The sequence below is a fragment of the Chryseobacterium echinoideorum genome (assembly GCF_007474535.1).
GTDB classification, from domain to species: Bacteria; Bacteroidota; Bacteroidia; order Flavobacteriales; family Weeksellaceae; genus Chryseobacterium; species Chryseobacterium echinoideorum.
On record NZ_VKNW01000005.1, the window covers coordinates 43,857 to 68,902 of the forward strand.

Sequence of the window (25,046 nt, forward strand, 5' to 3'; positions counted from 1 at the left end):
TAATTGAATGTTATCGTAGTTATTGTTTTAAATTATTTATGACAGATTAAGATTTTTTAGAAATAAGAATTTTCGCATTATCTGCATTTAAAACTTTTTTTCTAAAATTGATATAATCATTATATTTTTCTTTTGAATAAAGTCCTTTTTTCATTTCGAATAGCCTTTTTACAATCAACTTATCCTCCTTTTTTTCATAAGAAATTTTATAATTTCCAAAATCGGAAGTGATGTTTCCGTTGTCAGGAATTTCTTCAATAACGTAATCTTTCGGAACTTCATAGATGATTTCATATTCATCCTGATACGCAAATCTGTTTTCGAAAGGAAGGTTTCTATTTTCGTCTTTGTGAAAAGCAGCATTGGTGTAAATAGGAACAGCACGAAAAATATAACTGGAACCTACCATTTTAGAATAATTGACTGCTTTAAAATTCAGATCAAAATCAATTGTTGCAAGATCCTTGTTATTTTTGAAATTAGACATTTCAACATTTTCCAGATGCAATGTAGAAATTGCATTTTTTACCGCATTATTTTTATCCTGCTGACCTAAAGAGGCGTACGAAAGATTAAAATCATACTGATTTCCTGTGTAGGAAAACTTCCCGTTTCCTGAAATAGTTTTGTCCGGATTGACCTTAATATTTAAAATCTGTTTCTCTTTATTTTGTTCGGAACTATAACTTGGAGTTTCCAAAATTTCTATTCCTGTAGGTTTTACTGCCAAAACATTTCTGTCTGTGGTACTGTAGCTTAAATGATTGTATGCAATCTCCTGAGAAGTATTTTCCAGCCAGATGTTTCCTTTTTCAGTAGGAATAACAAGAATAACGTGATTACCTCCCATTTTGGGAAATTCTGTATCAAAACTTACGGGAGATGAGTTGGAATTGATAATTGCGTAGTAAGATTTTATTCCTGCTTCATCCAACAATGTTTTCATATAATTGGTAAGACCTTTACAGTCTCCATACCCTTTTCTCTGAACTTCGTCCGGCATCATCGGTTGCCAACCACCAATTCCTAAAGCAACAAAAACATACCTTGTTTTACTTTGCATATACTGATAAATTTTCTTTACTTTTTCTTCAGTTGTTCCTGAAAGATTAAGTGCTGCAATTTCAGATTTGATCTGAGGAGTTGAAACCGAAACCGGAGTCAGCAGATTATTGTAATACCAAAGTCCGAAATCTTTCCATGTAGTAATATCTCCTTTTTTTCCAACCAGGCTGAACTGATCCAGCGAAAAACTCACTTTAGGAAGTATTTTCTGGGGATTGGGAACCATATCTTCATTGTCAATCGCAGGAATATTCTGATAGCTGTAAACTTTAGCTCCGTCTTCATCTGATGAATTTACGGCAGCAAATTTGAAAGGAGAATCGTAAACTTTTGAGCGAAGATTGATTCCTGATTTATTGATGATTTTAAAACTGTTTTTTTCCAACGAAATATTAAAATCATGATACGGTGTAAAGTCGGGAATAAAAACTGTATTCTGATCTTTCTGATCATAGCTGAACTCTATTGTATAGGGAAATGATGTAGGAGTAAAAGACAGATACATCATCCTGTTATCTGAATAGAATGACCCTTGTGAATTGGCAGCTATATCGTTGAAATCTTTTTTAGAAAAAGTTTTTACTTTATTTCCTTTTTCGTCATATAATGTTACTTTTATATTGGAAACAGAATTTCCTTTGTCATAGTAAATTTTAGGAGTAGAAAAAACAACTGCATCTTTGTTGATTACTGTAATTGCAGAAGAATTATGGTAAACAATTTCATCAATTTTATTGATTTCAAGCACAGTGCTTTCATTTCTGATTACCGCACTCGCATTTTTCTTTAAAACATCACTGATTGCAGAGACAGGATAATTTTGAGCATAATATAATGACGCCATTGAAAGCGCCCCGAGACACCAAATTTTCATCAAGGTTAGAATTTTTCTCAAAAATAAAAAAATTCTTAATAAAAAGTTAAATAAAACCAAACAATTATAAATGAAAACAAAAAAAGGTTTCACAAAGTAGTGAAACCTTTTAATTTTATTATTAAAAAATGTTATGCATCAATTTTAGCATATTTTGCATTTTTTTCTATGAATTCTCTTCTTGGCGGCACCTCATCACCCATCAGCATAGAAAATACATTGTCGGCTTCTACTGCATTATCAATAGTAACCTGTTTCAGAATTCTGTTTTCAGGATTAAGAGTAGTTTCCCAAAGCTGTTCAGGATTCATCTCTCCAAGACCTTTATAACGCTGTACCTCTACTCCTTTTCCGTCCGGTGACATTTCCAAGGTAAATTCTTCACGCTCTTTCTCATTATAAGCATAAACTTTTTTGTTTCCTTTTTTCAGAAGATATAAAGGAGGTTGTGCAATATACACATATCCGTTTTCGATCAATTCTTTCATAAATCTGAAGAAGAATGTAAGAATTAATGTCGAAATGTGAGAACCGTCAATATCCGCATCGGTCATGATAACGATTTTATGATATCTTAGCTTAGACATATTCAAAGCTTTGCTATCCTCTTCAGTTCCTACAGAAACACCAAGTGCGGTATAGATATTTTTAATTTCTTCATTATCATATACTTTGTGAAGCATAGATTTTTCAACATTCAAAATCTTACCTCTTAATGGTAAAATTGCCTGAAAATGTCTGTCTCGACCTTGTTTAGCCGTTCCTCCTGCGGAATCTCCCTCTACTAAAAACAATTCAGATTCGTTTGGATCTTTTGAAGAGCAGTCTGATAATTTGCCTGGAAGACCGGAACCTCCCATCGGAGATTTTCTCTGAACCATTTCTCTGGCCTTTTTTGCCGCCTGTCTTGCCTTAGCTGCCAAAACAACTTTTTGTACGATCAGCTTCGCTTCATTAGGATTTTCCTCCAGGAAGTTGGTAAGCATCTCACCTACGATTTTATCAACCGCTCCGGAAACCTCAGAGTTTCCTAATTTTGTTTTGGTCTGACCTTCAAACTGAGGTTCCATTACTTTTACAGAAATCACGGCAGTTAACCCTTCACGGAAATCATCACCGGTAATTTCTACTTTTTCTTTTTGCGGAATCCCTAAATCATCCGCATATTTTTTAAGCGTTCGCGTCAAAGCACGTCTGAAACCTGCCAAGTGAGTTCCCCCTTCATGAGTATTAATATTATTAACGTAAGAATGAAGATTCTCGCTGAAAGAAGTGTTGTAACGCATGGCAACTTCCACAGGAATGTCATCACGTTCACCTTCCATGAAAATCACACTTTCCATAATAGATTCACGGTTTCCGTCAATAAACTCAACAAATTCTTTTAACCCTCCCTCAGAATGAAAAACTTCAGATCTGAAAGATCCATCTTCAAGCTCTTCTCTTTCATCAGTAAGAGTAATCGTAATTCCTTTGTTAAGGTACGAAAGCTCTCTTAAACGAGTAGCCAGCGTATCATAATTATAAACTAATTCAGTAAAAATAGTATCATCAGGTTTGAAAAACTGTTTTGTTCCTCTGATGTCACTGTTTCCGATTTCTTCTACTTCAGTTTGTGCTTTACCTTTCGAGTAAATCTGCTGGTAAACATTACCGTCTCTGTAAACGGTAGTCACCATTTCATTGGAAAGAGCGTTCACACATGACACCCCCACTCCGTGAAGACCACCGGAAACTTTATAAGAATCTTTATCAAACTTACCACCCGCACCAATTTTGGTCATTACTACTTCAAGCGCAGATTTCTGTTCTTTTTCGTGAAAATCTACAGGAATACCACGACCGTTATCCATCACCTCAACGGCATTTCCTTCTTTGATTTTCACGGAAATTGTATCACAGTATCCCGCTAAAGCTTCATCAATCGAGTTATCTACTACTTCATAAACTAAATGGTGAAGACCTCTGAAACCTACATCACCAATGTACATTGAAGGACGCATACGAACGTGCTCCATTCCTTCCAATGCCTGAATACTACTTGCTGTATATTGTTTTTGACTCATATTTTTAGCTAACAGCTGCCTGCTTTTCACCTGCAGCTTTTTTAGATTATTTTTTTAATAAAAATGCTTACAAATATCGTGATTTTTTTCGAGTTATGAAAGACAAAAAAGCATCAGCATCATCATTAATTCCATACCTTCACAAAATATAAAAACCATCAAATTTACAGGAAAAATACTAAAATTTGAGAATGTTTTAAATCATATTTAAGCAAAATAATTTATCATTAACTTTATTGTGAAAAATTAATCTTATGGATGATTTTATTGCTGCAAGGGCACAGATGGCTCTTTCTTTAGGTTTTCACATTATATTTGCCTGTGTAGGAATGGTTATGCCTTTTCTGATGGCATTTGCTCACTGGAAATACCTTAAAACCGGAAATGAAATATATAAAGGACTCACAAAGGCATGGAGCAAAGGTGTTGCTATTCTTTTTGCAACGGGTGCTGTTTCCGGAACAATGCTTTCTTTTGAACTGGGCTTATTGTGGCCCGGCTTTATGAAACATGCAGGTCCTATTTTCGGGATGCCCTTTTCACTGGAAGGAACAGCTTTTTTCATAGAAGCCATTGCTATCGGTTTTTTTCTTTACGGATGGGACAGATTTAATAAATGGTTTCACTGGTTTTGCGGATTTCTTGTCGGACTGAGCGGCTTGGCTTCCGGAATTCTGGTTGTTGCAGCAAACGCATGGATGAATTCTCCCGCTGGTTTTGATTATATTAACGGACAATACATAAATATTGATCCCGTAAAAGCAATGTTTAATGACGCTTGGTTTTCTCAGGCACTGCACATGACGGTTGCCGCCTTTTGTGCGACAGGTTTTGCAGTTGCAGGAGTACATGCTTATTTAATTCTGAAAAAGAAAAACGTAGAATTTCATACCAAAGCATTCAGAATTGCCGCTTCTTTTGCGTTGATCGGAGCCTTCGGCGCACCGCTGAGCGGTGATGTAGCTGCAAAATCTGTTGCGGAAAGACAGCCAATAAAACTGGCAGCTATGGAAGCTCATTTTGAAACTGAAAAAGGTGCTGCTTTTGTCATTGGCGGAATCCCTGATGAAGAAAAAGGAGAAATCAATTATGCTTTAAAAATCCCTAAAGTATTGAGTTTTCTGGTGAGCAATGATTTTAATTCTGAAGTAAAAGGATTAAATGACTTTCCGAGAGACGAATGGCCGCCTGTGGCAGTTGTTCATTATGCTTTTCAGATTATGATTTTCTTTGGAGTTGTGATGATTATTATTGGCGGTATTTATTTATATGCATCATTTTTCAAAAAAGAATGGCTTTCTAAAAACTGGCTTTTAAAAACATTTCTCTGGGCAACACCATTCGGATATATTGCTTTGGAAGCGGGATGGACGGTAACAGAAGTCGGAAGACAGCCTTGGATTATCTACGGAATTATGAAAACCGCAGATGCCGTCACTCCAATGCCCGGAATACAGTATTCTTTCTATTTTTTTACTGGTATTTTTGTTTCGTTATCATTAATTATCCTATTTCTTCTCAAAAGACAGATTAAAATGGTTCCGAAACTTTATGATCCTACCGATAGCGAATTTATTTCTAAAAACAAAAAATTATGAGTTATATCGTCATTGGATTTCTCTGGCTTTCTATATGCCTTTATATTATCTTGGGAGGAGCTGATTTCGGGGCGGGAATTGTTGAATTTTTCAGCCGGAAAAAAGAAAGAAAATACACCGAAAAAATAATGTATGAATCTATTGCTCCCATTTGGGAAGCCAATCATATGTGGCTGATTATTGCCATTGTTATTCTGTTTGTCGGTTTCCCGGATATTTACAGTTTTGCCTCAACCTATCTTCACATTCCTTTGGTTTTAATGCTTGTTGGAATTATTGCAAGAGGAACAGCCTTTACTTTCAGACATTATGACGCTGTGGAAGACCAATGGCAAACGGTTTATACGCAGATTTTTTATTTTTCGAGCCTACTGACACCATTTTTTTTAGGTATGATTGGTGCATCATCCATTTCAGGAACTTTGAATCCAGATGCAAAGAGCTTTATGGATTTATATATACTAAACTGGTTTAATTTTTTCGGAATCAGTGTAGGATTGTTTACAGTTGCCATTTGTTTTTATCTCGCATCTATTTTTAGCCTTCGGGAAACAAAAGCAGGCTACAATCTCAATCTGATGATAAAAAAAGCAAAACAATCTATGATTTTTGTGGTTGTCACCGGTATTTTAGTATTTATTGCAGCGTATGTATCGGGAATTCCTCTGCTTGAAAGAGTTTTCGGACACTGGATTGGCATTTCTGCGGTCGTTACCGCAAGTGTTTTCCTTGCAATGCTTTTTCTTTTTATTAAAACCAAAAGACTGCTTCTTGTAAGAGTTTTGGCAGGTGCGCAAATCCTGATGATTCTTGTTGCCGCAACGTATCAGCTTTATCCTGATATCATTCTCCTTCAGAATGGCAATCATTTATCTTTAACCGAAAATATGGCTCCCGAAAAAACAATTAGTTTTTTAGCCTGGGCTTTGATGATTGGCTGTATTTTTATTCTGCCTTTTTTGTTTTATCTGATGTTTTCGTTCAGCAGACGGCACGCAAAAGATTAATTTTTTATGATTGTCCAATTTTAATCAATTTGAAGATTTTGAAAGCAAAGATTTCTCTTCAAATAATTCCGTTGATTTTTAGAATTAACACTTACTGATGTTTACAAAGGATTTTTACAATGACTGATTATGGCATTCAAAATTTATTTATCAATAATTAAGACTTCAACTCTTCTGTTTTTTATTTTGTCGGCTTCCGATTTTTCGGGATAAACGACAGGATTGAGATGTCCTAACCCTTTTACCTGAATCCTCTCCGGACTGATGCCGTATTTTACCAGATATTTTTTAATGGCATCCGCTCTGGTGAAAGAAAGATTGTAAGTTCCAAAATCCAGATCCTGTCCGTCAAAATTATCATAATCACAGCAGATATGTCCCTGTAATTCTATATGAAACGAAGGGTTCTCACGCAATTTTTTCACCATAATAATCAAAGAATGATTAGCATTTGAAATCCAGACGTGACGACCTCCCTCGAAATTGATATGCTGTATAGAAAGAGTATCCCCTTTTTTCATTTTTGAAACATCCGTACTGATGAAATCCGGTAATAGCTTTTTTTGAATTTTTTCATGGTTTTTAAACATTGGTTCAACAAAAATATCAGCTCTTCTGTTTTTGCTTTTAAGTTCATAGGTACTGTTGTCATTGATCTGCTTTTGCTCACCAAGCCCCACCACACTTATCACTTTTATATTTTCTTTACTGTTTTTTTCTAAATATTCTGCAACAGCAAACGCTCTTCTTTCAGAAAGCTTCCTATTGTAAGCATCACTTCCTGAAGAATCACAATTACCAAAAATTTTAATTTCTAAACTTTTATTGAGCAGCGATAGGCTGTCGAGTTTCTTTATTGATTCATTATTGAGTTCGGAAGAGTTATTCTGAAAATAAACTGAAGTTACCATCTGACCATACAGATTGATTGATGAAATCAAAAACACAACAAGATATTTCATGAAAGTTATTTAGTTCATTAATGCGAGTTAATATCACTACCGGATTTATCTTTAAAACCGTAAAAAAACTATTTTATTGTTTAAAACTTTTCAACTAAAATCTCCCTGCTGATAAGCCAAGGAAAGTTTGATACAGAATCATATTCCTTACAGTTTCTGCATTTTGAATTATCTGAAGTACCGCTAGTTTTCGGAAATTTTTGCCATAGAATTAAAAAAATTGCTTGTAGAAAAGCTTTCTTTAGCTGCATGATAACCGATGTTGAAAATCTGTTCTAATCTATCTTTTTTGCGTTCAAAAGTTCCGTATTTTGAAAGATCCTGAGAAGAGATCAGCCAATCGCAATGTTCAAATTTTATTTTTTCTATTCTGTAAGAAAGCAGATCATAAGACCGTGAAACAATGGCTTTGATTGTTTTTAAATCGCTGATTTTAATATCATTGGGCGGAGATACAAAAACCCCAATCAGCTGATCGCAGTCATTCCTGATAATATCTGCCGGAAAATTATTAAGAACACCACCATCACAAAACATTTCATCGCCCAAAACATAGGGCGTGGTGATTCCGGGTATAGAGCACGAAGCAATAATTGCATCTGAAACCAGAAAATCTTTTTCGAATATTTTCTCTGTTCCCGAAACCAATTCTGTAGCAACAATTTTAACGTCTTTTGGAAGATCTCCTATTTTCATATCTTTAAAAATAGGTTTAAGATAATTGTTAAAAATCACCGATGAAACCAATCCCGGCTGATTGAAAGCGAAATGTTTCCAGTTGAAAAAATACACTGACTGAAAGAAATCCAGAATTTCTTCCGGCTTTTTCCCGACCGCATACAGACATCCCACAATTGAACCTGCGCTGCAACAGGAAAGAACGTCAATGTCAATATTTTTCTCAGACAAAAACTTCAGAACCCCTGCGTGAGCAATGCCTTTGGTTCCACCACCTGATAAAACAAGTCCTATTTTCTCATCCTTCATTGAATAAAATTATAAAAATACTGCGGACTTTCAAAATTAAATTTAATCTCAATTATTATTTTAATTCACAATTTATTGATTATCTGCAATATTTATCATTTTTGATTAAAAAACTAAATCTGAATTTCATCTATAAAAAAAAGTTTACTGAACAGATGTTCAATAAACCTTATGGTAATTTTCCGTTACAATAGGAATTTTAATTTACCGACTATTTTAAAGTAAATTTTATTTTTGTTTTAATATTGTCTGAAGAATTCCCGATGTGCGCTTCAAAATCACCCGATTCTGCAACCCAGTCATGTTTTTCAGGATCAAAATAACTTAAAGCCGATTTATCAATGGTAATCGAAACCTGCTTTTCTTCTCCCGGATTCAGAAACACTTTTTCAAAACCTTTGAGTTCCTTCAAAGGACGCGGTAATGATGATTTTAAATCACTAATATAAAGCTGAATCACTTCTGCTCCTGCTTTTTTTCCTGTATTTTTAACCGGAATGGTAAAAGTAATCTGATCATTTTGTGAAATAGCAGTTTTATTGGCTTTCGCTTTACCAAACTCAAATGTCGTATAACTCAGACCATGTCCGAAGCTGAATAAAGGTTTAATTTTTTTGGTATCATGCCATCTGTAACCCACCAATATTCCTTCATTATACGTAATATTGATCGGATTTTTTTGATCTTTTCCTTTTCCGGCAGCCAATTCTTCTTTATTCCCCGGATATTCTCCCAATTGATGAGCAGAATTATCTTCCAGTTTTACAGGAAAAGTAAACGGAAGTTTCCCAGAAGGATTAGCATCTCCCGCTAAAACCGATGCGATAGAATTTCCTGCCTCTGAACCTAAATACCATGCCTGCACAATAGTAGGAACTTCTTTAATCCACGGCATTGCCACTGCATTTCCTGAAACAAGAACTACCGCAAGGTTTTTATTCGCCTTAGCTAATGCTGAAATCACATTATCCTGATTGTACGGAAGTCCGTAGCTTTTTCTGTCGTTTCCTTCACTGTCCTGAAAATCAGCTTTATTTAAACCTCCCACAAAAATTACATAATCAGAGTTTTTTGCCAATTCTACTGCTTCATTCAGTAATTCGGATGCAGAACGTTCATCTTTCAGATCCTGACCGGATTTTACGCCATTATATTCTCCACCAATATCTCCCACATAACCTCTTGCATACTGTACATCAGACTTTTTTCCGAATCTTGCTTTAATGCCATCTAAAGGCAGAGTTTCATATTTTACTTTTAAGGAGGAAGAGCCGCCACCAACAGTCATTATCTTGATAGCATTTTCGCCAATTACCGCAATTTTTTTAGCTTTATTAATATCAATCGGAAGCACATTTCCCTGATTTTTCAATAACACGATTCCTTCCTCTCCTATTTCTTTGGCTATGGCTTTATGCTCTTCAGAAGCAATATTTCCAAAAGGTTTTTTGGTATTCATTGTCGTCTTGAAAGCCAGATTTAAAAGTCTAGTTACTTTATCATCCAGCTCTGCTGTTCCTACCTTTCCTGATTTAATTAAATCTAAATAAGGTTTTGCCAAATAATAATTATCATAAGCATTCTTTGTCCCTGCCGAAAGTCCATTAGTCCAGCTTCCGAATTCAAGATCTAAACCATTATGAATAGCCTGCTTTGTATCATTTACAGCGCCCCAATCTGAAACCACAACGCCTTTGTATTTCCATTCACCTTTCAAAATATCATTCAATAGATATTGATTCTGGCTTGCATATTGACCTTTATACATATCATAAGCTCCCATAATTGTCCAGGAATCCCCTTCTGTAACGGCGGCTTTAAATGGCGGAAGATAAATTTCATATAATGCTCTGTCATCTACAATTACATTGCTCGTATGACGGAACATTTCCTGATTGTTCAGCGCAAAATGTTTCACAGAAGTTGCGACTCCGTTAGATTGTACACCTTTAATGTAAGGAACTACCATTTTGGAAGTCAAATACGGATCTTCGCCCATATATTCGAAATTTCTTCCGTTCAGAGGAGTTCTGTAAATGTTTACTCCTGGACCTAAAAGTATATCTTTTTTTCTGTATCTCGCTTCTTCTCCCAAAGCTTTCCCATAATTCCACGACATCTTTTTATTCCATGTTGCGGAAAGAGCAGTTAAAGCAGGATAAGCAATAATTGAATCATTCGTCCAGCCCGCTTGATTCCATTCATCCCACATAACTTCCGGGCGAACTCCATGCGGTCCGTCTGTTGTCCAGAATTCGGGAATTCCCAATCTTGGAACACCCGGTGAACTGAATTTTGATTGTGCGTGAAGCATGGCTACTTTTTCTTCAAGAGTCATTCTTGAAAGTGCGTCTTTCACCCTCAATTCTACAGGTTTTGTTTCATCCAGGTAAACAGGAGTTTTTGTATCTTGAGCCATAAGAGGGCATGTCATTAAAGCAAATAAGCCAATAAAGGCAGTTTTCTTCAGCATAAAAACTTTTATTAATTAATTTCAAAATTACAAAAAATTTTATTATCTCAAATTGAGAAAATAAAATTAAAGTGTTAAAATAAAATTAATTACGGCTTAGTATTCATGTTTGAATTTGCAGATACGTTCTAAATACTATCATTATTAATATTTCGGGATAAAAACGTATTAAACAAAATCACTTTTACTGCTTATCATGTTTTACCCAAATCAGATCATCCGTGTTATAACCTAATTTCTGAGCTTTTTCAATAAATCTCTGTTTATAACTTTCCGGAATTTGTGTAGTTCGGGAAAGAATCCATATATATTTTGTGCTATTTCCTACAACGAGAGCATACTGATAATCCTCGTCAATATCAATCACGTTATAACCTGCCCAAATCGGTTTAAAAAAAGAAACTTTAAGCCTTGCCTCAGATTTATCATCAACAAATCTTGCTTCACCAACCGATTCTTTCCATTCTTTTTTTACGTAGTTATAGCCTCTGTTCTGCACTTTGATGGTTTCATCAGGATTTAATGAATAAGTTGCTGTTACATTATCCATGTTTTTTTCAAACTTATAATCAAAACGGGCGATTTCGTACCATTTTCCCAGATATTTATTAGATTTAAAATTTTGTACAGCAGTCGCTCCTTTTGGAATTCCTACAGAACATGAACCGAGAATAAGTAATCCTAAAACTCCTAAAGAAACAGGAATGGCAACTTTTTGTAAGGTTTTCATATCGTCTATTTTATAGAGCTAAAAATTCAAAAATGATGCCTAGATGATGTAAATATAATAATCAATTTAAAGTTAAATCATTACTATTAAGGTTTAATACCAGTCGAATACATTTATCCTTACGAAAAAACTTTCAGAAACTGATCTTTGAAACTTCCCGAAACTTCTATTTCCGTATTATCTGAAAGAGTTGCAGTACCACTTTTATGATATGATTTTACAAAATTACTGTTGATAATGTGAGAACGATGAACCCGTACAAAGGGATGCTGCAACAGATCGTCAAAATGCTTTAGAAAACGGCACACCATTTTTCTGGAGCCATCTGTGAGATACACCTGCGTAAAATTTCCATCTGCCTGTAATCTAAGAATGTCTTCTGTTTTTACTACATCAAATCCCTGTAAAGTAGGAAGAATAAGCTGTTGCTTTTCCGGTTTTAACTTTAAATTTTCGAGAAGAATTTTGTTCCGGTTGATTTCTTCTTTGTTCTGAATGCTTTCTGCAACCTTGTTAACCGCTACAATCAATTCCTGTATATCAATCGGTTTTAGAATATAGTAGCTTGCAGATTTGTTTAGCGCCTGTAGAGAATACTGCGAAAACGCAGTAATAAAAATTGTCTCGTAAGAAAAATCTTTTGTTGCTTCCAATACATCAAAGGCATTTCCGAAAGGCATTTCCACATCCAGAAAAACAAGCTGTGGCTGTTTTTCGGCAATCAGAGGAACAGCTTCTTTAATATTTTCTGCCTCCCCTAAAACCTCAATTTGCGGGCAGTATTTAGTGAGATAATTTCTTAAAACTTCTCTTGCAATGATTTCGTCGTCTACAATTACAGATTTTATTTTCATCTTTTTCGATTAAGGTTTAATATCCAAAAGTTTATAAGAAATTTTAACAAATACTCCCTGTGTATCTTTCTTATCGATAATTCTACAATCAATATTCTGTTGATATAAATCATTCAGTAAAGCAATTCTTTCCAGTGTATTTTTCATTCCGCGACCTTTGCGGCTTTTCTGATGTTCTGTTTTTTGTTTTTTACTTTCTTCAATTCCGATGCCGTTATCTTCTATCAAAATATTCAGAAAATCATTATTTTTTTCAAACTTTAAACTTAAAAAACCTTTTTCAGTACGATATCTTAAGCCATGCCATATTGCATTTTCAAGAAAAGGCTGCACCAACATTCCTGGAACTTTCAAACTTTGGGTATTCAGACTTTCATCAACTTCAATTTCATAATCAAATTTATCTGCAAAGCGTGTTTTTTCTAAAGACAAATAATTGTGAAGCAAATCTAATTCCTGCTGAAACGGAATAAAGTCTTCCGTAGAATTCTCCATCACCCCGCGCATTAGCTTTGAGAATCTGGTCAGATACTGATTAGCTTCCAGCTCATTGTTCGTGGCGATAAAATGATTGACAGAATTTAAACTGTTAAAGATAAAATGCGGATTCATCTCACGTCGAAGCGACTGAAGGGCGATTTTTTTATTTTTGACCTGTACTTTTTTAAGTGTTCTGAAAATAAAAAATATTAATGCCGTTAAAATAATTAAAGCAGCAATTAAGCTGTAATTGAACATATTTTTCTTGCGAATCAATTCATCTTTGAGTTTTTTCTCCTGTTCCAGCTGTTCAATTTTAAGTTCTGTATCCTCAAGAATTTTTTCATCTACCAAGCTTTTATCTTTTGAGACCAAATCAGGTAATTTACCCAAAAAATCACGATACAAACTTACGGAAGCGTCTATATTTTGTGAAACCTGATACAGACTGTCGAGCTTTTTTACACTTCTTTGTGCTTCTAGCGTATGACCTTTCTGCAAAGCAATTTCATATGCATTTCGTAATAAAGCTATTGCTTCTTCGGGATCATTTTTCATGATGTAAATTTCTGCAAGTTCCTGAATCTGCTCAACTTTTTTCTGTGAATTTTCTTTTATGAAGTCTTCTTTCAAAACCGATTTTTTTGCTTCTATCGCTTTATCAAAATTTTTATTTTCCACATAAAAATCGGTTAATTTCTGATTGATTGCCAAAGCCTGTTGCGGTGCTTCTTCCTTTGAAATTTTATAAGCAGTATTAAAATTTTCTTCTGCTTTCGGAATGTTTTTGTTTTCGATATTAATTTCTGCCATCTGGCTGTAACCGGTGGCAAGATCTTCTTTATTATTTTCTTTTTCGCTAATGACAAGATTACTGCGGATGGCTTCAGCTTTCTGTAGAGAAGTAGGTGCCGAAATTCTGGATACATCATTAGAATTGATATTTCTGCCCGCTTTTGAATATCCTATTTTTGATGCTGATTCGTAGTTGCTGAGTGCAGATTTCAGTTTATTTTGATTTTCCTGAGACTGTGCCAGTTTCCGGGTCACTTTCTCAAGATTTTTTTTGTCGTTGATTTTTTCGTAAATATTTTTTGATTTTAAAAAATATTCTTCGCTTTTAGAGTAATTCCCGTTTTTGAAATATGATTCCCCGATATTGTAATAAGACCCAGCTTCCGCAGATTCGTCTTTAGTTCTTACTGCTTTTTTGAGTTTTGAGGTTTCAGCTACAACTTCCTCTGCCACATCTTGCTGTGAATAAAGATGATCCGCAGAAAAAATCAGCACAGTTAAAAGAATAATTCGATGACATTTCATAAAACAAAGATATACATATATATACTCCCAAAAAAGAATTTCACCAAGTGAAAAGGAGCTTTAACCAAGTCTATTGCACTGAAAATTAAATGAATGATGTCTACCTGTAATTAATATAGAAAAGGAAAGTAGTTAACTACAAAGATTAAAAGCTGTCGTATTTTGCTGCATTTGTTCAAATCTAATCCTCCAAAACGAGAGAATTGCTATGAACAGTAATAAATGAGTATTTTTTTAGAAAGAAAAAGTATATTTTGAAGAAAATATTTATTGTTTTTTTTGTTTAAAGCCTTGTCAGAAATTCAAATAATTCTGACAAGGCTTTATAACTGATTGCATTTTAAATTATACAAAAACTTTTTTGTGAAAGTTAAAGATGAGGAAATGATATTTAATATCCCAATAATTTTAAAACATCTTCCGGCTCCTGCTTTTCTCTGAAAACTTCATATTGAAATTCACCGTTTTCATCTTTCTGAATCAGAATATGTCTAGGTTGCGGCATCAGACAGTGATGAACTCCTCCGTAACCTCCGATAGTTTCCTGATAGGCTCCGGTATGAAAAAAACCAATATATAAAGGCTTTGTATCACTAAAAACGGGAAGATAAATAGCATTAGTATGCTGTTCCGAGTTATAATAATCATCTGAGTCACAGGTTAATCCACCAAGAAAAACTCTTTCATAAGAATCTTCCCAACGATTTAACGGTAGCATAATAAAATGTCTCGAAATAGCCCATGTATCAGGAAGTGTGGTCATAAACGAAGAGTCTATCATATTCCACTTTTCACGGTCATTCTGGCGTTTCTGAGAAATAATCTTGTATAAATTAGCACCACTCTCTCCTACTGTAAAACTTCCGAACTCTGTATAAATATTAGGCTCTTCCACCCCTTCTTCCTCACAGAATTTTTTGATCTGTGAAGCAATTTCTTCCACCATATATTGGTAATCGTAATCAAAGTTGAGAGAAGTTTTGATAGGAAAACCACCTCCGATATTAAGAGAATTAACTTCAGGTGCTATTTTCTTCAGACGGGCATATACCCGAAGACATTTATATAATTCGTTCCAGTAATAAGCAGTATCTTTAATTCCGGTATTGATAAAAAAATGGAGCATTTTAAGCCTCGCATTGGGATGCTCCGCAATTTTTTGACTATAATAAGGAATAATATCCTTATACCCTATTCCTAATCTGGAAGTATAAAACTCAAATTTAGGTTCCTCTTCAGAGGCAATTCTGATTCCGATATCAAAAGTAGTATCAATACTTTCCGTAAGTTTATCAAGCTCACGGTAATTATCAAGAATCGGTGTAATGTTTCCAAAACCGCCATTGATCATATCTGAAATTTTCGCCAAATAATCATCCGTTTTGAAACCATTGCAGATTACTTCAATATCCTTAGAAACTTTTCCTTCGTTGTAAAGCGACTTCACAATATCCATATCATAAGCCGAAGACGTTTCTATAGATATATCATTTTTTAGTGCTTCTTCAATTACAAATTTGAAGTGACTTGATTTGGTACAATAACAATATCTGTATTCTTTCTTATAATCAATTTTCTCGAAAGCTTCTTTAAACCAGCCTTTTGCTTTCTGGATATTCTGAGAAATTTTCGGAAGGTAACTTACCTTAAGAGGCGTTCCAAACTTTTCAACGACATCCATCAGCGGAATATCATGAAACAACAAATTGTTCTCAGAAACATTAAATTCTTCCGTAGGAAAATATAAAGTCTGATCAATAAGTTCCGAGTATTTTATCTTCATTTTTGAACGAGTAAATTAAGAATGCAAAATTGCTAAAAAAGTTTGGTTTTTGGGTTTTAAATTCTATTAAAATTTTCAAAAAATAAATTACTTCAATTGCAGAATCTATATATACTTTTTTCCTACAAAAACAAGCAGGTCTCCTTTTTCATAATTAATACTTACATCGTTTTCGACAGCAAAATTACGGTTTCCGATTTTCGAAGTCATATTCAAATCTTCATTGTCTAGAGACCAGTTGAGTCCGTACGTACAAATCTTTTCAACACAAGGAAAAGGATAAAGAGATATCATTTTATTTTTTACATTTTTCAGCACAAAATTATTAGGAACAAAAAAATATTCAGAAAACTCATCATAAAACTTTATGTTTAAATTTTCTTTAAAGGAAAAAGCAACCGTGAGATTTCCCAAAAAATGATCCTGCTCACCACCACTACCCCCTAAAACATCAATGTTTTTAAAGCCTTTTTCTGAAATAATTTCTAAAGCCTTTTGAAAATCTGTTTTGTTTTGATCGGGGGTGTAGATAAATTTACCTTCATATACATCTTCATCTGCTCCAGAATGAGAATCGAAGTCGCCGGAGATAAAATTTAATTTATCTAAAGGAAAACCCAACTGTTTCAAATAATGAAAAGCACCGTCTGTACAGGCAATAAGACTGTAGCTTTCTAAATTTGGAAAAGATTTCGGAGCATCTCCGTTGATGAAAAGTAAAGCTTTATCTTTCATTCGGATTCCAGTATTCTTCCGGCTCTTCATTAATTTTCGAAATATATCTCGCCAAAACAAAAAGATAGTCTGAGAGACGGTTCAGATATTTAATTAATTCAGGACGCACCTCTTCCGATTCATTCAAGAAAACAAGTGACCGTTCTGCTCTGCGGCAAATCGTTCTTGCGGCGTGTAAAAAAGTTGCAGATTTTCCGCCTCCAGGAAGAATAAAAAACTGCAGCGGCTCAAGCTTTTCATCAAAAGCATCCATCCAATTTTCGAGTTCTTCTATTTCTTTATCCGAAATAACAAGCGATAACCGCGATTTTCCGTTTGCCAGCAAAAGTTTATCTATAGGCGTTGCTGCTTCAGAACCAACTGTAAAAAGATCAAACTGAATTTTTTTGAGCTGTTTCAAAACTTCTTCATCTTCAACATGACTTTTTGCAATTCCGATAAAGGAATTAAGCTCATCAATTGTTCCGTAGCTTTCCACTCTCACACTGGCTTTAGAAATTCTTGTTCCGCCGTATAACGCTGTTTCGCCCTTATCTCCCGTTTTTGTGTAAATTTTCATATTTAATAGATTGATAACTCCAAAGAAATAATATATTTCAAAATTTAAGACTAAATTAATCTTTTATAATATTGCTGGCAAATATTACCTTTACTAAAATAAGATTCTCTCTCTCTTATTAGTAATTGATTTATAATAAAATATGATAATTGATTTGAAATCAGGAATAAGGTAATTAATTATTAATTTTAATGTTTGTTAATTATTATTAAAGATTAAATAATTGATACCATAGAAATCTTATTACAACTATTTTTTTATATCTTTGATAATTATTTAGATCAAGTATGAATTTTGTGGAATGCCACGATGAACCCATTCACATACCGGGTTACATTCAAAGTTTTGGTTACCTGATTGGCATTAACACAGCTTCTCGAACCATTTCTTTTTTAAGCGAAAATATTAAAGATGTTTTCAAAATTGAAGACATAACCTCTCTTTTAGGTAAAAGATTATCCGATTACCCTGAAGTTTTTCAGGCAATTTTAAGTTCAGATATATTTGAAAATTCAGATTTTCTTTCCAGAAGAGAAAACGAAACCTATTTTGATAAAATTATCATTGATGATAAAACTTATCATTTCTCAGTATTCAGATCCAATCAATATGTTTTTTTAGAATTTGAAGCTGTTATTGAGAACAGGAATAAAAGAATTACCAACAAATATGATAATTTTTATATCATAGACAACGAGCAGGAAATATGGGATCAGCTGCTGAACACGATTTCCACTATTATTAATTATGACAGAATGATGGTGTATCACTTCATGGAAGATGGTTCCGGAAAAGTGGTCGCCGAAAAAAATAATGGAAATCTTGAAAGCTATATAGGTCTGAATTACCCAGAGCATGATATTCCGAGACAAGCCAGAGAACTTTACAAAAAGAAAAGAAAAAGAATTTTTTCTAATGTCTATTCCGAACCAGTAAAGATATTAAGCAATACCAAAAAAGATATTGATCTTACTTTTGCTGTTACCAGAGCTATGGCTCCTATTCATGGGCAATATGTAAAAAACTCAGGAGCTTCTTCAAGTTTCAGCATTTCTATCATTATAGAAGACCAACTTTGGGGACTGGTAACCTGCCAAAATAAAGACGCAAAACACATTGATCTGGAAGATCGTGTACAGGCAGGAATATTTACAGTTCTGGCTTCTAATGCTTATTCTTCTTTTAAATCAAAAAAAGAGCTGGAAGACAGAATTAATCTGAATGAAAAATTAAATTTTCTGAAATCTGAATTTCTAAAACACGGAACCTTATTTGAAGCTTTGGATGCTAATAAAACAGAACTCAGAAAGATTCCTAAAGCAGATGGAATTGCCATTATTTCAGATCATGATATGGTTTTGGAAGGAATCACTCCGGACAGAGATAAAATAGCTTCCATTATAGAGTGGGCATACGAAAATACAACAGAAAATATTTTCACCAGTAGCAGCTTTCTGAAAAATCATGGAGAAGAACTCGGACTTGAATCTAAAACAGCAGGAATCATCATCTATTTTGTTGAAAGAACAAAGCGCGAAATGATGATCTGGTTCAGAAAAGAGTTTGACGAACATATTAACTGGGCGGGAGATCCGAAACTACAAATTGATGTCTTTGTACAGGACGGAGTGGAAAAACATACAGTTTCACCAAGAACGTCTTTTGAAATATTCACTCAGAATATCAAAGGAAGCTCTAAAAAATGGAGTTCCAACAACATCATCTCGGTTAATCTTATCAGAGATGTAATCCTGGAAACTTCTCACAAGCAGTATATTACCATAAAAAAACTGAATGATCAGCTCAAAAGAGTCAATGAAGAACTCGACAGTTTTTCGTACACCATTTCACACGATCTGGGAACTCCGCTTACGGTAATGAAACTCAATGCACAAATGCTTTTGAAGTCTCTTGGCGAAACTGCCGAGAAAAATAAAATTAATTCCATCATTGAAGAGATTGACAGTATGGCAGAAATGATGCAGAATGTACTTCAGCTCAGCCGTGCAAAACATATTGAGATTAAGCTGGAAACTATCGAAACTAACGCTACCATTCAGAAAATAACTGAAAATGCCAAAATCACTTTCGGAAGTCCGAAAAGTTTAATCGTTATCAAAGAATGTCCTGAAGTTTTGGCGGATAAAACCATGCTGCATCAGGTATTTTTAAATATCATCAATAATGCAATAAAATACTCGTCAAATCAGGAAAAACCAATCGTACAGATTGAAGGCACAGATGAAGGCGACAAAATTATCTACCGCATTAAAGATAACGGAATCGGAATACCTGAAGAAAACAAACACAAAATGTTTAAGATTTTCAACAGGATGGATAATGCCAAACAATTTAAAGGAAATGGTGTAGGATTATCAATCGTACACAGAATCATGATGAGATTGGGAGGAAGTGTAGATTACGAAAGCAATAAAAACGGAACCTGCTTTATACTTACCTTTCAAAAGCCATCCATCGTCAAAAATGAAATCAATAATAATGCTTTCTGAATATCTTAAACAAAATACAGCAAATTATCACGATACAGCCGAAAAAATTTTTCAATCACATAAAATATTCAGTAAAACATTTACTTTAGAAGATTACAAAAAAATCATTTATAATAATTACCTGATGCTTCTTCACAGTGAAGAGCAAATTTTTGATCTTTTAAATGAAAAATACGGTAAAAAGCTTCAGCTGGAAAACAGAAAAAAATTTCATCTTATTGAAAAAGATTTTCTGGCTCTGCAGATGAAAAACAATACCGAACTTTCCTTTCATATTTCTGACGAATTTGAAGCGTTGGGAGCAATGTATGTCATTGAAGGCTCTACATTGGGTGGAAATGTCATTGCTAAACAGCTTTCTAAAACTGAAGGATTTGAAGAAACCAGCTTTTATTTTTTCGGATGCTATCAGGAAAATACAGGACTGATGTGGAAAAACTTCAAAGAATTTCTTGATAGTCAAATAAAAGAAGAAAGCTATAACAAGGTTTTGTCCGGAGCAAAGAAAATGTATGAATTTTTGATTAACATAGGTTAGATTTTAAATAAAAATTAAAATTCCTGAAAAATTGCTCAATTTTTCGGGAATTTGTACATTTGGGAAACTCAAATAAAGAAAAGACTAAACAAAAATAAATAATTAAAAAGTACACATTATGAAAGTAACTGTAGTAGGTGCAGGAGCAGTAGGAGCAAGTTGTGCAGAGTACATCGCTATGAAAAACTTCTGTTCGGAAGTAGTTTTGGTAGACATCAAAGAAGGATTTGCCGAAGGGAAAGCAATGGATTTGATGCAGACAGCATCCTTAAACGGATTTGACACTAAAATTACCGGAACAACAGGAGATTACAGCAAAACAGCAGGTTCTCACGTTGCCGTAATCACTTCAGGTATCCCAAGAAAACCGGGAATGACCAGAGAAGAGCTTATCGGAATCAACGCTGGAATTGTAAAAGAAGTTACTGAAAATCTTGTAAAAAATTCTCCGGAGGTAATCATCATCGTAGTGTCTAACCCAATGGATACCATGGCTTATCTGGTACACAAAACTTCTGGTCTTCCTAAAAATAAGATCATCGGTATGGGTGGTGCATTAGACTCTGCAAGATTCAAATACAGATTGGCGGAAGCTCTTGAAGCTCCGATTTCTGATGTTGACGGAATGGTAATCGCTGCTCACAGTGATACAGGAATGCTTCCTTTACTAAGCAAAGCTACAAGAAATGGTGTTCCTGTAACAGAGTTTCTTAATGATGAAAAGCAAAAATACGTCATTGAAGAAACTAAAGTAGGCGGAGCTACTTTAACAAAACTTTTAGGTACTTCAGCATGGTATGCTCCAGGTGCAGCAGTTTCTGTGATGGTGCAGGCAATTGCTTGCGATCAGAAAAAAATGATTCCTTGCTCATTAATGCTTGACGGAGAGTACGGAGAAAGCGACATTTGTCTTGGGGTTCCGGCAATCATTGGTGCAAACGGTGTAGAAAAAATTGTAGATATCACTTTAACGGAAGAAGAAAAAGCAAAGTTTGCTGAAGCTGCAAAAGCAGTAAGAGAAGTAAACGGAGATTTAAAATTCTAGTTTAAAATTTACAGAATATAAAATAAAGCCAAAGCTGATTTTTCAGTTTTGGCTTTATTTTTTTTTTCGATATTTAAAATGATACTATAAAAAATTTAAGTTTACCAACACAAAAATAAATTTCTCATAATCATTCAAAATCTTCATTAAGCAAATTAATAAATTGTGATGGAGACAACTCTGTATATTTCTTGAAAATCAGAGAGAATTTGTTTGGAGATGAAAAGCCAACTTCTTCAGCAAGTACAGATATTTTATACTTTCTGTATTTAGGATCGTTTCTGAGTTTTCTGATAATGAAATTGATTTTTAGTGAGTTGATATAATTACTAAAATCTGTTTCTTTATAATTTTTCAAAATGTACGAGAGATATTTTGAATTGGTTTCACAATAATTTGACAAGTAAGACAAAGAAATATTCCTATCTGTAAACATTTCGCCTTGTTCGAAATCATCTAGTTTGGAAAGTATTTTTTCAATCGTTTGTGAAGGTATATAAAGAGGTTCTTGATCTGAATTTTCTTTTTTTATTTCATGAATCTCACCCTCACTTTTATTCTTAATTAACTCTGAATTTGAAAAATACAATTTCTGATTAACATATTTTAATATTAATTTATACCGTTCAATATTTTTCTTTTGCCGGTTTCTGTATTTAATAAAGAAATAAATCCCTACACACATAATGAGTAGTATCGTGCTGATTATAAAATTTTTCAAATAACTTTCAAACTTGCTCGTATTGATATTTTCATTTACTCTTTCGTAAGATTTTTCTACAGAAAGTCGTGCATTATTTTGAAGAGTAGTTTTTACGGTATCATGTTTATACTTTACTTCCAGATATTTATCCAAATCTTTTTCAGCAGTATAATACTTTTCGGATGTATTATAAACCTCATCTTTTAAAGATAAAAAATGAGAATTATCTGCAATTCTTTTAGCTGTTTTTAAATATTCGCCCGCTTTTACTAAATCTTTTTTGCTGATATATATAAGCGCCAAGCCATTATTAATAAGTGCTGTGATAAAATTTTCAGGTAATCTATGAGAAATCTGTAAAGCTTTTTCATAATGCGAATAAGCTTTTTCAATATTGTTAATATGATAGTAATTATAACCAAAAAGCTGTTCGTTCGTGGCTTCCAAAACGTCTTTATTCTGTCTTATTTTTCCTAAGAATGCTAGTGTTTGTGATAGTTGTTTAATAGACTTCTTATAATTCTTATTTTCTATTTCCATATAAGCCTTTTCCTGAAGAAACATAACCATCATATAATTTCTTTGTTCCTCATCAGAAATCATTTTGCTAACTTCTAAACCCATTTCTGTATACACCTTATTTTGTTCAAATAGCCCTACAAAGCGGTAATGAGTTGCAAGAAATCCATAAACCCGGGCTTTCCAGATGATATTATTGGTAGATTCAATAATATTTTGAGATCGTACTCCAAAACTTAATGACTTTTCAAATTCACCTTTTTGCGCATATAATGTTGCGGAAAGCATTAAGCTCTTAACCTTAAGTAGTGGTTCATCGGAATGAGTATATAAGGAATCTGCTATAGAAACTGCTTTTAAAAAATCTTTCTGAGAAGTTTCTAAATATGTTTTATTATAAATTGTATTAAAAAGATTTGTATCCTGTCCAAAAAAGAAATAACACGGACATATCATTAGCAAAAAGATCACTCTCATAAAACAATTCGTATTCACAAATATAGGTAACAGAAGCCTCAATTCAAAGCGAATAGTATCAATTAGAATTAAATATGTTTAATATTAGAAAAATAATAACTGATTATATGAGATTTATATCTAATAAGCTATCAAATTCCGGAAAACGATAACTAATAAGCTTGTCCTTACTATAATCAGACTCTAATTTTGCACCAGAAATGGTTCTAAAAACATAACACTTATTGTTCCTGCATCAACTAATTATAGATCCTTTTCTATAATTAGTTGATACTTTTAATCAAATTACTATGAAAAACTTTTATCCGGATCTCATTTATTTAAAAAAAACATTTTTACTATTTGTTTTATTTGTATTCTGTTGCAACATGTTATTTTCTCAGAGCAGAGTCGTTGTTAATCCAGGTTTAGAATTTGGTGTTGGCAATGGAGCAGTGGCTATGAATGACGGAAATTTTGGTTTCGGACCTAGTTTTGATGCCGGTGCCAGTGTAATGTCTCCCTGGTATACGTCGCATTCAACAGTAGCAGGTGTTTGTAATCCCGGTTTTTCCGGAAACTGTCATCCGATTGAGGTTTGGGGAACTGGTTTTCTTAATGTTCCAGCTGCACAGGGGACCAACTTTGTAGAGCTTAATGCCTATGAAAGTTCAATGATCTATCAAAATATATACTTGGCTACAGATGATGTAATAACTTATTACTTTAGACACAGAGCAAGAGCACTTACTACCGAAAGAGCAGCCATGGTTATCGAAAATCAAAACCAGACAAACATAGCAACTATTAGAAATACAGCGGCTACATCAAGCACCACTTCATGGTCTGTCAATCAAGGAACCTATACTTTTACAGGGGTATCAGGTGTATACAGGGTTGGTTTTAGAGCATTGGTAAGTGGTGGTAATCCCGGATTAGGAAATCTTCTTGACGATATTCGAGTAACTCTTAATCCTCTTATTGATTTAAAATTTACATCTGCATTATCATCTTGTGAAGGCAGTAGCAACGGAAATTTATTTTTAAGAATTAATGGAGCTGTTAAGTCTCCAACAAGAGTAGCAGTAGAGCTAATAAATCCAGGAAATGGAACTCAATTTATAACAGATAGTGATATTGCAGTAACTGGTATTCCTAATTCCAACGGTACCCCTACTGTAAGCCATGTTGCAGGAAGCAACATATATTTGATCACTATTCCTACAGGAAATTATGATGGAGGTTCTACGCTAGGATACGCCAACCCTAATAATGATGAAGACGGAATAGGATTAAATATTACCTCTGTCAATGATGGAATACAAGAGCCTAATGAAACCTTTAAGTTTGAAATCAAAGAACAGGGAACTAATGGCTCTACAAATAATTTTGTTTCCACATCATCACCTATATTTGGTGATACATATTATCCAACAACAAACGATTATTTCATCCTGCAATGTGTTTGCTACAATGATGCAAATACATCTGCCACAGGCACAGAAAGCAAACATGGTATTACACTTCTAGAAAGAGCTGGAGCAGAAAACGGCAATTGGCCTATGATAAGAAAATCTGCTCATACTGTTTTAGAATCAAACACTAAAGGATTTGTCATCACAAGAATGACCTCAGCACAGATTAATGCAATAATTTCCCCACAAGAAGGTATGATGACATATGATACTAACTTAAAATGTTTAAAAGTTTATAATGGAACCGAATGGTCTTGTTTTAATACCCCGACCTGTCCGTAAAATCAAATTTAATCTCTTCATAAAA

The 25,046-nt window shown here is 33.9% G+C and carries 18 protein-coding genes; 6 read left to right on the forward strand and 12 right to left on the reverse strand.

Annotated features, from left to right (window positions below; all coding sequences use genetic code 11):
* Positions 1–46 precede the first annotated feature (46 nt).
* Both FOL89_RS07695 and gyrB read right to left on the reverse strand, forming a co-directional pair.
* Positions 47–1,939: a DUF3857 domain-containing protein gene (locus tag FOL89_RS07695; protein ID WP_144282244.1), complete on the reverse strand. Its 1,893-nt coding sequence runs from the start codon at positions 1,937–1,939 to the stop codon at positions 47–49.
* Between the two features lie 131 nt (positions 1,940–2,070).
* Complete coding sequence (gene gyrB, locus FOL89_RS07700; protein WP_144282245.1) at positions 2,071–4,005, reverse strand: DNA topoisomerase (ATP-hydrolyzing) subunit B; 1,935 nt, start codon at positions 4,003–4,005, stop codon at positions 2,071–2,073.
* A gap of 254 nt (positions 4,006–4,259) precedes the next feature.
* Here gyrB and FOL89_RS07705 point away from each other — a divergent pair, with 254 nt between their 5' ends.
* Positions 4,260–5,603, forward strand: a complete 1,344-nt coding sequence (locus FOL89_RS07705; RefSeq protein ID WP_144282246.1) for a cytochrome ubiquinol oxidase subunit I — start codon at positions 4,260–4,262, stop codon at positions 5,601–5,603.
* The gene (locus tag FOL89_RS07710; protein ID WP_144282247.1) at positions 5,600–6,610 is read left to right on the forward strand and encodes a cytochrome d ubiquinol oxidase subunit II; all 1,011 of its coding nucleotides are present in this window, start codon (positions 5,600–5,602) and stop codon (positions 6,608–6,610) included. The genes FOL89_RS07705 and FOL89_RS07710 overlap by 4 nt, the downstream gene beginning before the upstream one ends.
* Positions 6,611–6,753: 143 nt before the next feature.
* On the opposite strand, the gene FOL89_RS07715 is transcribed toward FOL89_RS07710, so the two are convergent.
* From FOL89_RS07715 to FOL89_RS07755, 9 genes are all read right to left on the reverse strand, one after another.
* Complete coding sequence (locus FOL89_RS07715; RefSeq protein ID WP_144282248.1) at positions 6,754–7,572, reverse strand: OmpA family protein; 819 nt, start codon at positions 7,570–7,572, stop codon at positions 6,754–6,756.
* A 183-nt stretch (positions 7,573–7,755) separates the two neighbouring features.
* Positions 7,756–8,559, reverse strand: a complete 804-nt coding sequence (locus FOL89_RS07720) for a patatin-like phospholipase family protein (RefSeq protein WP_144282249.1) — start codon at positions 8,557–8,559, stop codon at positions 7,756–7,758.
* Positions 8,560–8,770: 211 nt separating this feature from the next.
* Positions 8,771–11,032 (reverse strand): glycoside hydrolase family 3 C-terminal domain-containing protein, encoded by a 2,262-nt coding sequence (locus FOL89_RS07725; RefSeq protein WP_144282250.1) that lies wholly within the window; start codon positions 11,030–11,032, stop codon positions 8,771–8,773.
* A gap of 184 nt (positions 11,033–11,216) precedes the next feature.
* Positions 11,217–11,762 carry a lipocalin family protein gene (locus tag FOL89_RS07730; RefSeq protein ID WP_144282251.1) on the reverse strand — a complete coding sequence of 182 codons (546 nt, stop codon included), beginning with the start codon at positions 11,760–11,762 and terminating at the stop codon, positions 11,217–11,219.
* Between the two features lie 119 nt (positions 11,763–11,881).
* Complete coding sequence (locus FOL89_RS07735; protein ID WP_144282252.1) at positions 11,882–12,616, reverse strand: LytR/AlgR family response regulator transcription factor; 735 nt, start codon at positions 12,614–12,616, stop codon at positions 11,882–11,884.
* Between the two features lie 9 nt (positions 12,617–12,625).
* A complete protein-coding gene (locus FOL89_RS07740) occupies positions 12,626–14,416 on the reverse strand; it encodes a histidine kinase (protein ID WP_144282253.1) in 1,791 nt (596 codons plus the stop codon).
* Between the two features lie 391 nt (positions 14,417–14,807).
* The gene (locus FOL89_RS07745; RefSeq protein WP_144282254.1) at positions 14,808–16,199 is read right to left on the reverse strand and encodes a type III PLP-dependent enzyme domain-containing protein; all 1,392 of its coding nucleotides are present in this window, start codon (positions 16,197–16,199) and stop codon (positions 14,808–14,810) included.
* A gap of 105 nt (positions 16,200–16,304) precedes the next feature.
* Positions 16,305–16,934, reverse strand: coding sequence for a thiamine diphosphokinase (locus FOL89_RS07750; RefSeq protein WP_144282255.1), 630 nt, complete (start codon positions 16,932–16,934; stop codon positions 16,305–16,307).
* Positions 16,924–17,493: a cob(I)yrinic acid a,c-diamide adenosyltransferase gene (locus FOL89_RS07755; RefSeq protein WP_144282256.1), complete on the reverse strand. Its 570-nt coding sequence runs from the start codon at positions 17,491–17,493 to the stop codon at positions 16,924–16,926. Before FOL89_RS07755 ends, FOL89_RS07750 begins: the two co-directional genes overlap by 11 nt.
* Before the next feature lie 287 nt (positions 17,494–17,780).
* Between FOL89_RS07755 and FOL89_RS07760 the strand changes: the two genes are divergently transcribed.
* The 3 genes from FOL89_RS07760 (at position 17,781) to FOL89_RS07770 (ending at position 21,586) form a co-directional block, all read left to right on the forward strand.
* On the forward strand, positions 17,781–20,003 hold the full coding sequence (locus FOL89_RS07760; RefSeq protein WP_144282257.1) for an ATP-binding protein: 2,223 nt from the start codon (positions 17,781–17,783) through the stop codon (positions 20,001–20,003).
* On the forward strand, positions 19,978–20,541 hold the full coding sequence (locus FOL89_RS07765) for a biliverdin-producing heme oxygenase (RefSeq protein ID WP_228444880.1): 564 nt from the start codon (positions 19,978–19,980) through the stop codon (positions 20,539–20,541). The genes FOL89_RS07760 and FOL89_RS07765 overlap by 26 nt, the downstream gene beginning before the upstream one ends.
* Before the next feature lie 118 nt (positions 20,542–20,659).
* On the forward strand, positions 20,660–21,586 hold the full coding sequence (locus FOL89_RS07770) for a malate dehydrogenase (protein WP_144282258.1): 927 nt from the start codon (positions 20,660–20,662) through the stop codon (positions 21,584–21,586).
* Positions 21,587–21,716: 130 nt separating this feature from the next.
* Here FOL89_RS07770 and FOL89_RS07775 read toward each other — a convergent pair whose 3' ends face one another.
* Entirely contained in the window at positions 21,717–23,285 is a 1,569-nt protein-coding gene (locus FOL89_RS07775; protein ID WP_144282259.1) for a helix-turn-helix domain-containing protein, read from the reverse strand.
* Between the two features lie 368 nt (positions 23,286–23,653).
* Here FOL89_RS07775 and FOL89_RS07780 point away from each other — a divergent pair, with 368 nt between their 5' ends.
* Positions 23,654–25,021 (forward strand): hypothetical protein, encoded by a 1,368-nt coding sequence (locus tag FOL89_RS07780; protein ID WP_144282260.1) that lies wholly within the window; start codon positions 23,654–23,656, stop codon positions 25,019–25,021.
* Positions 25,022–25,046 lie beyond the last annotated feature (25 nt).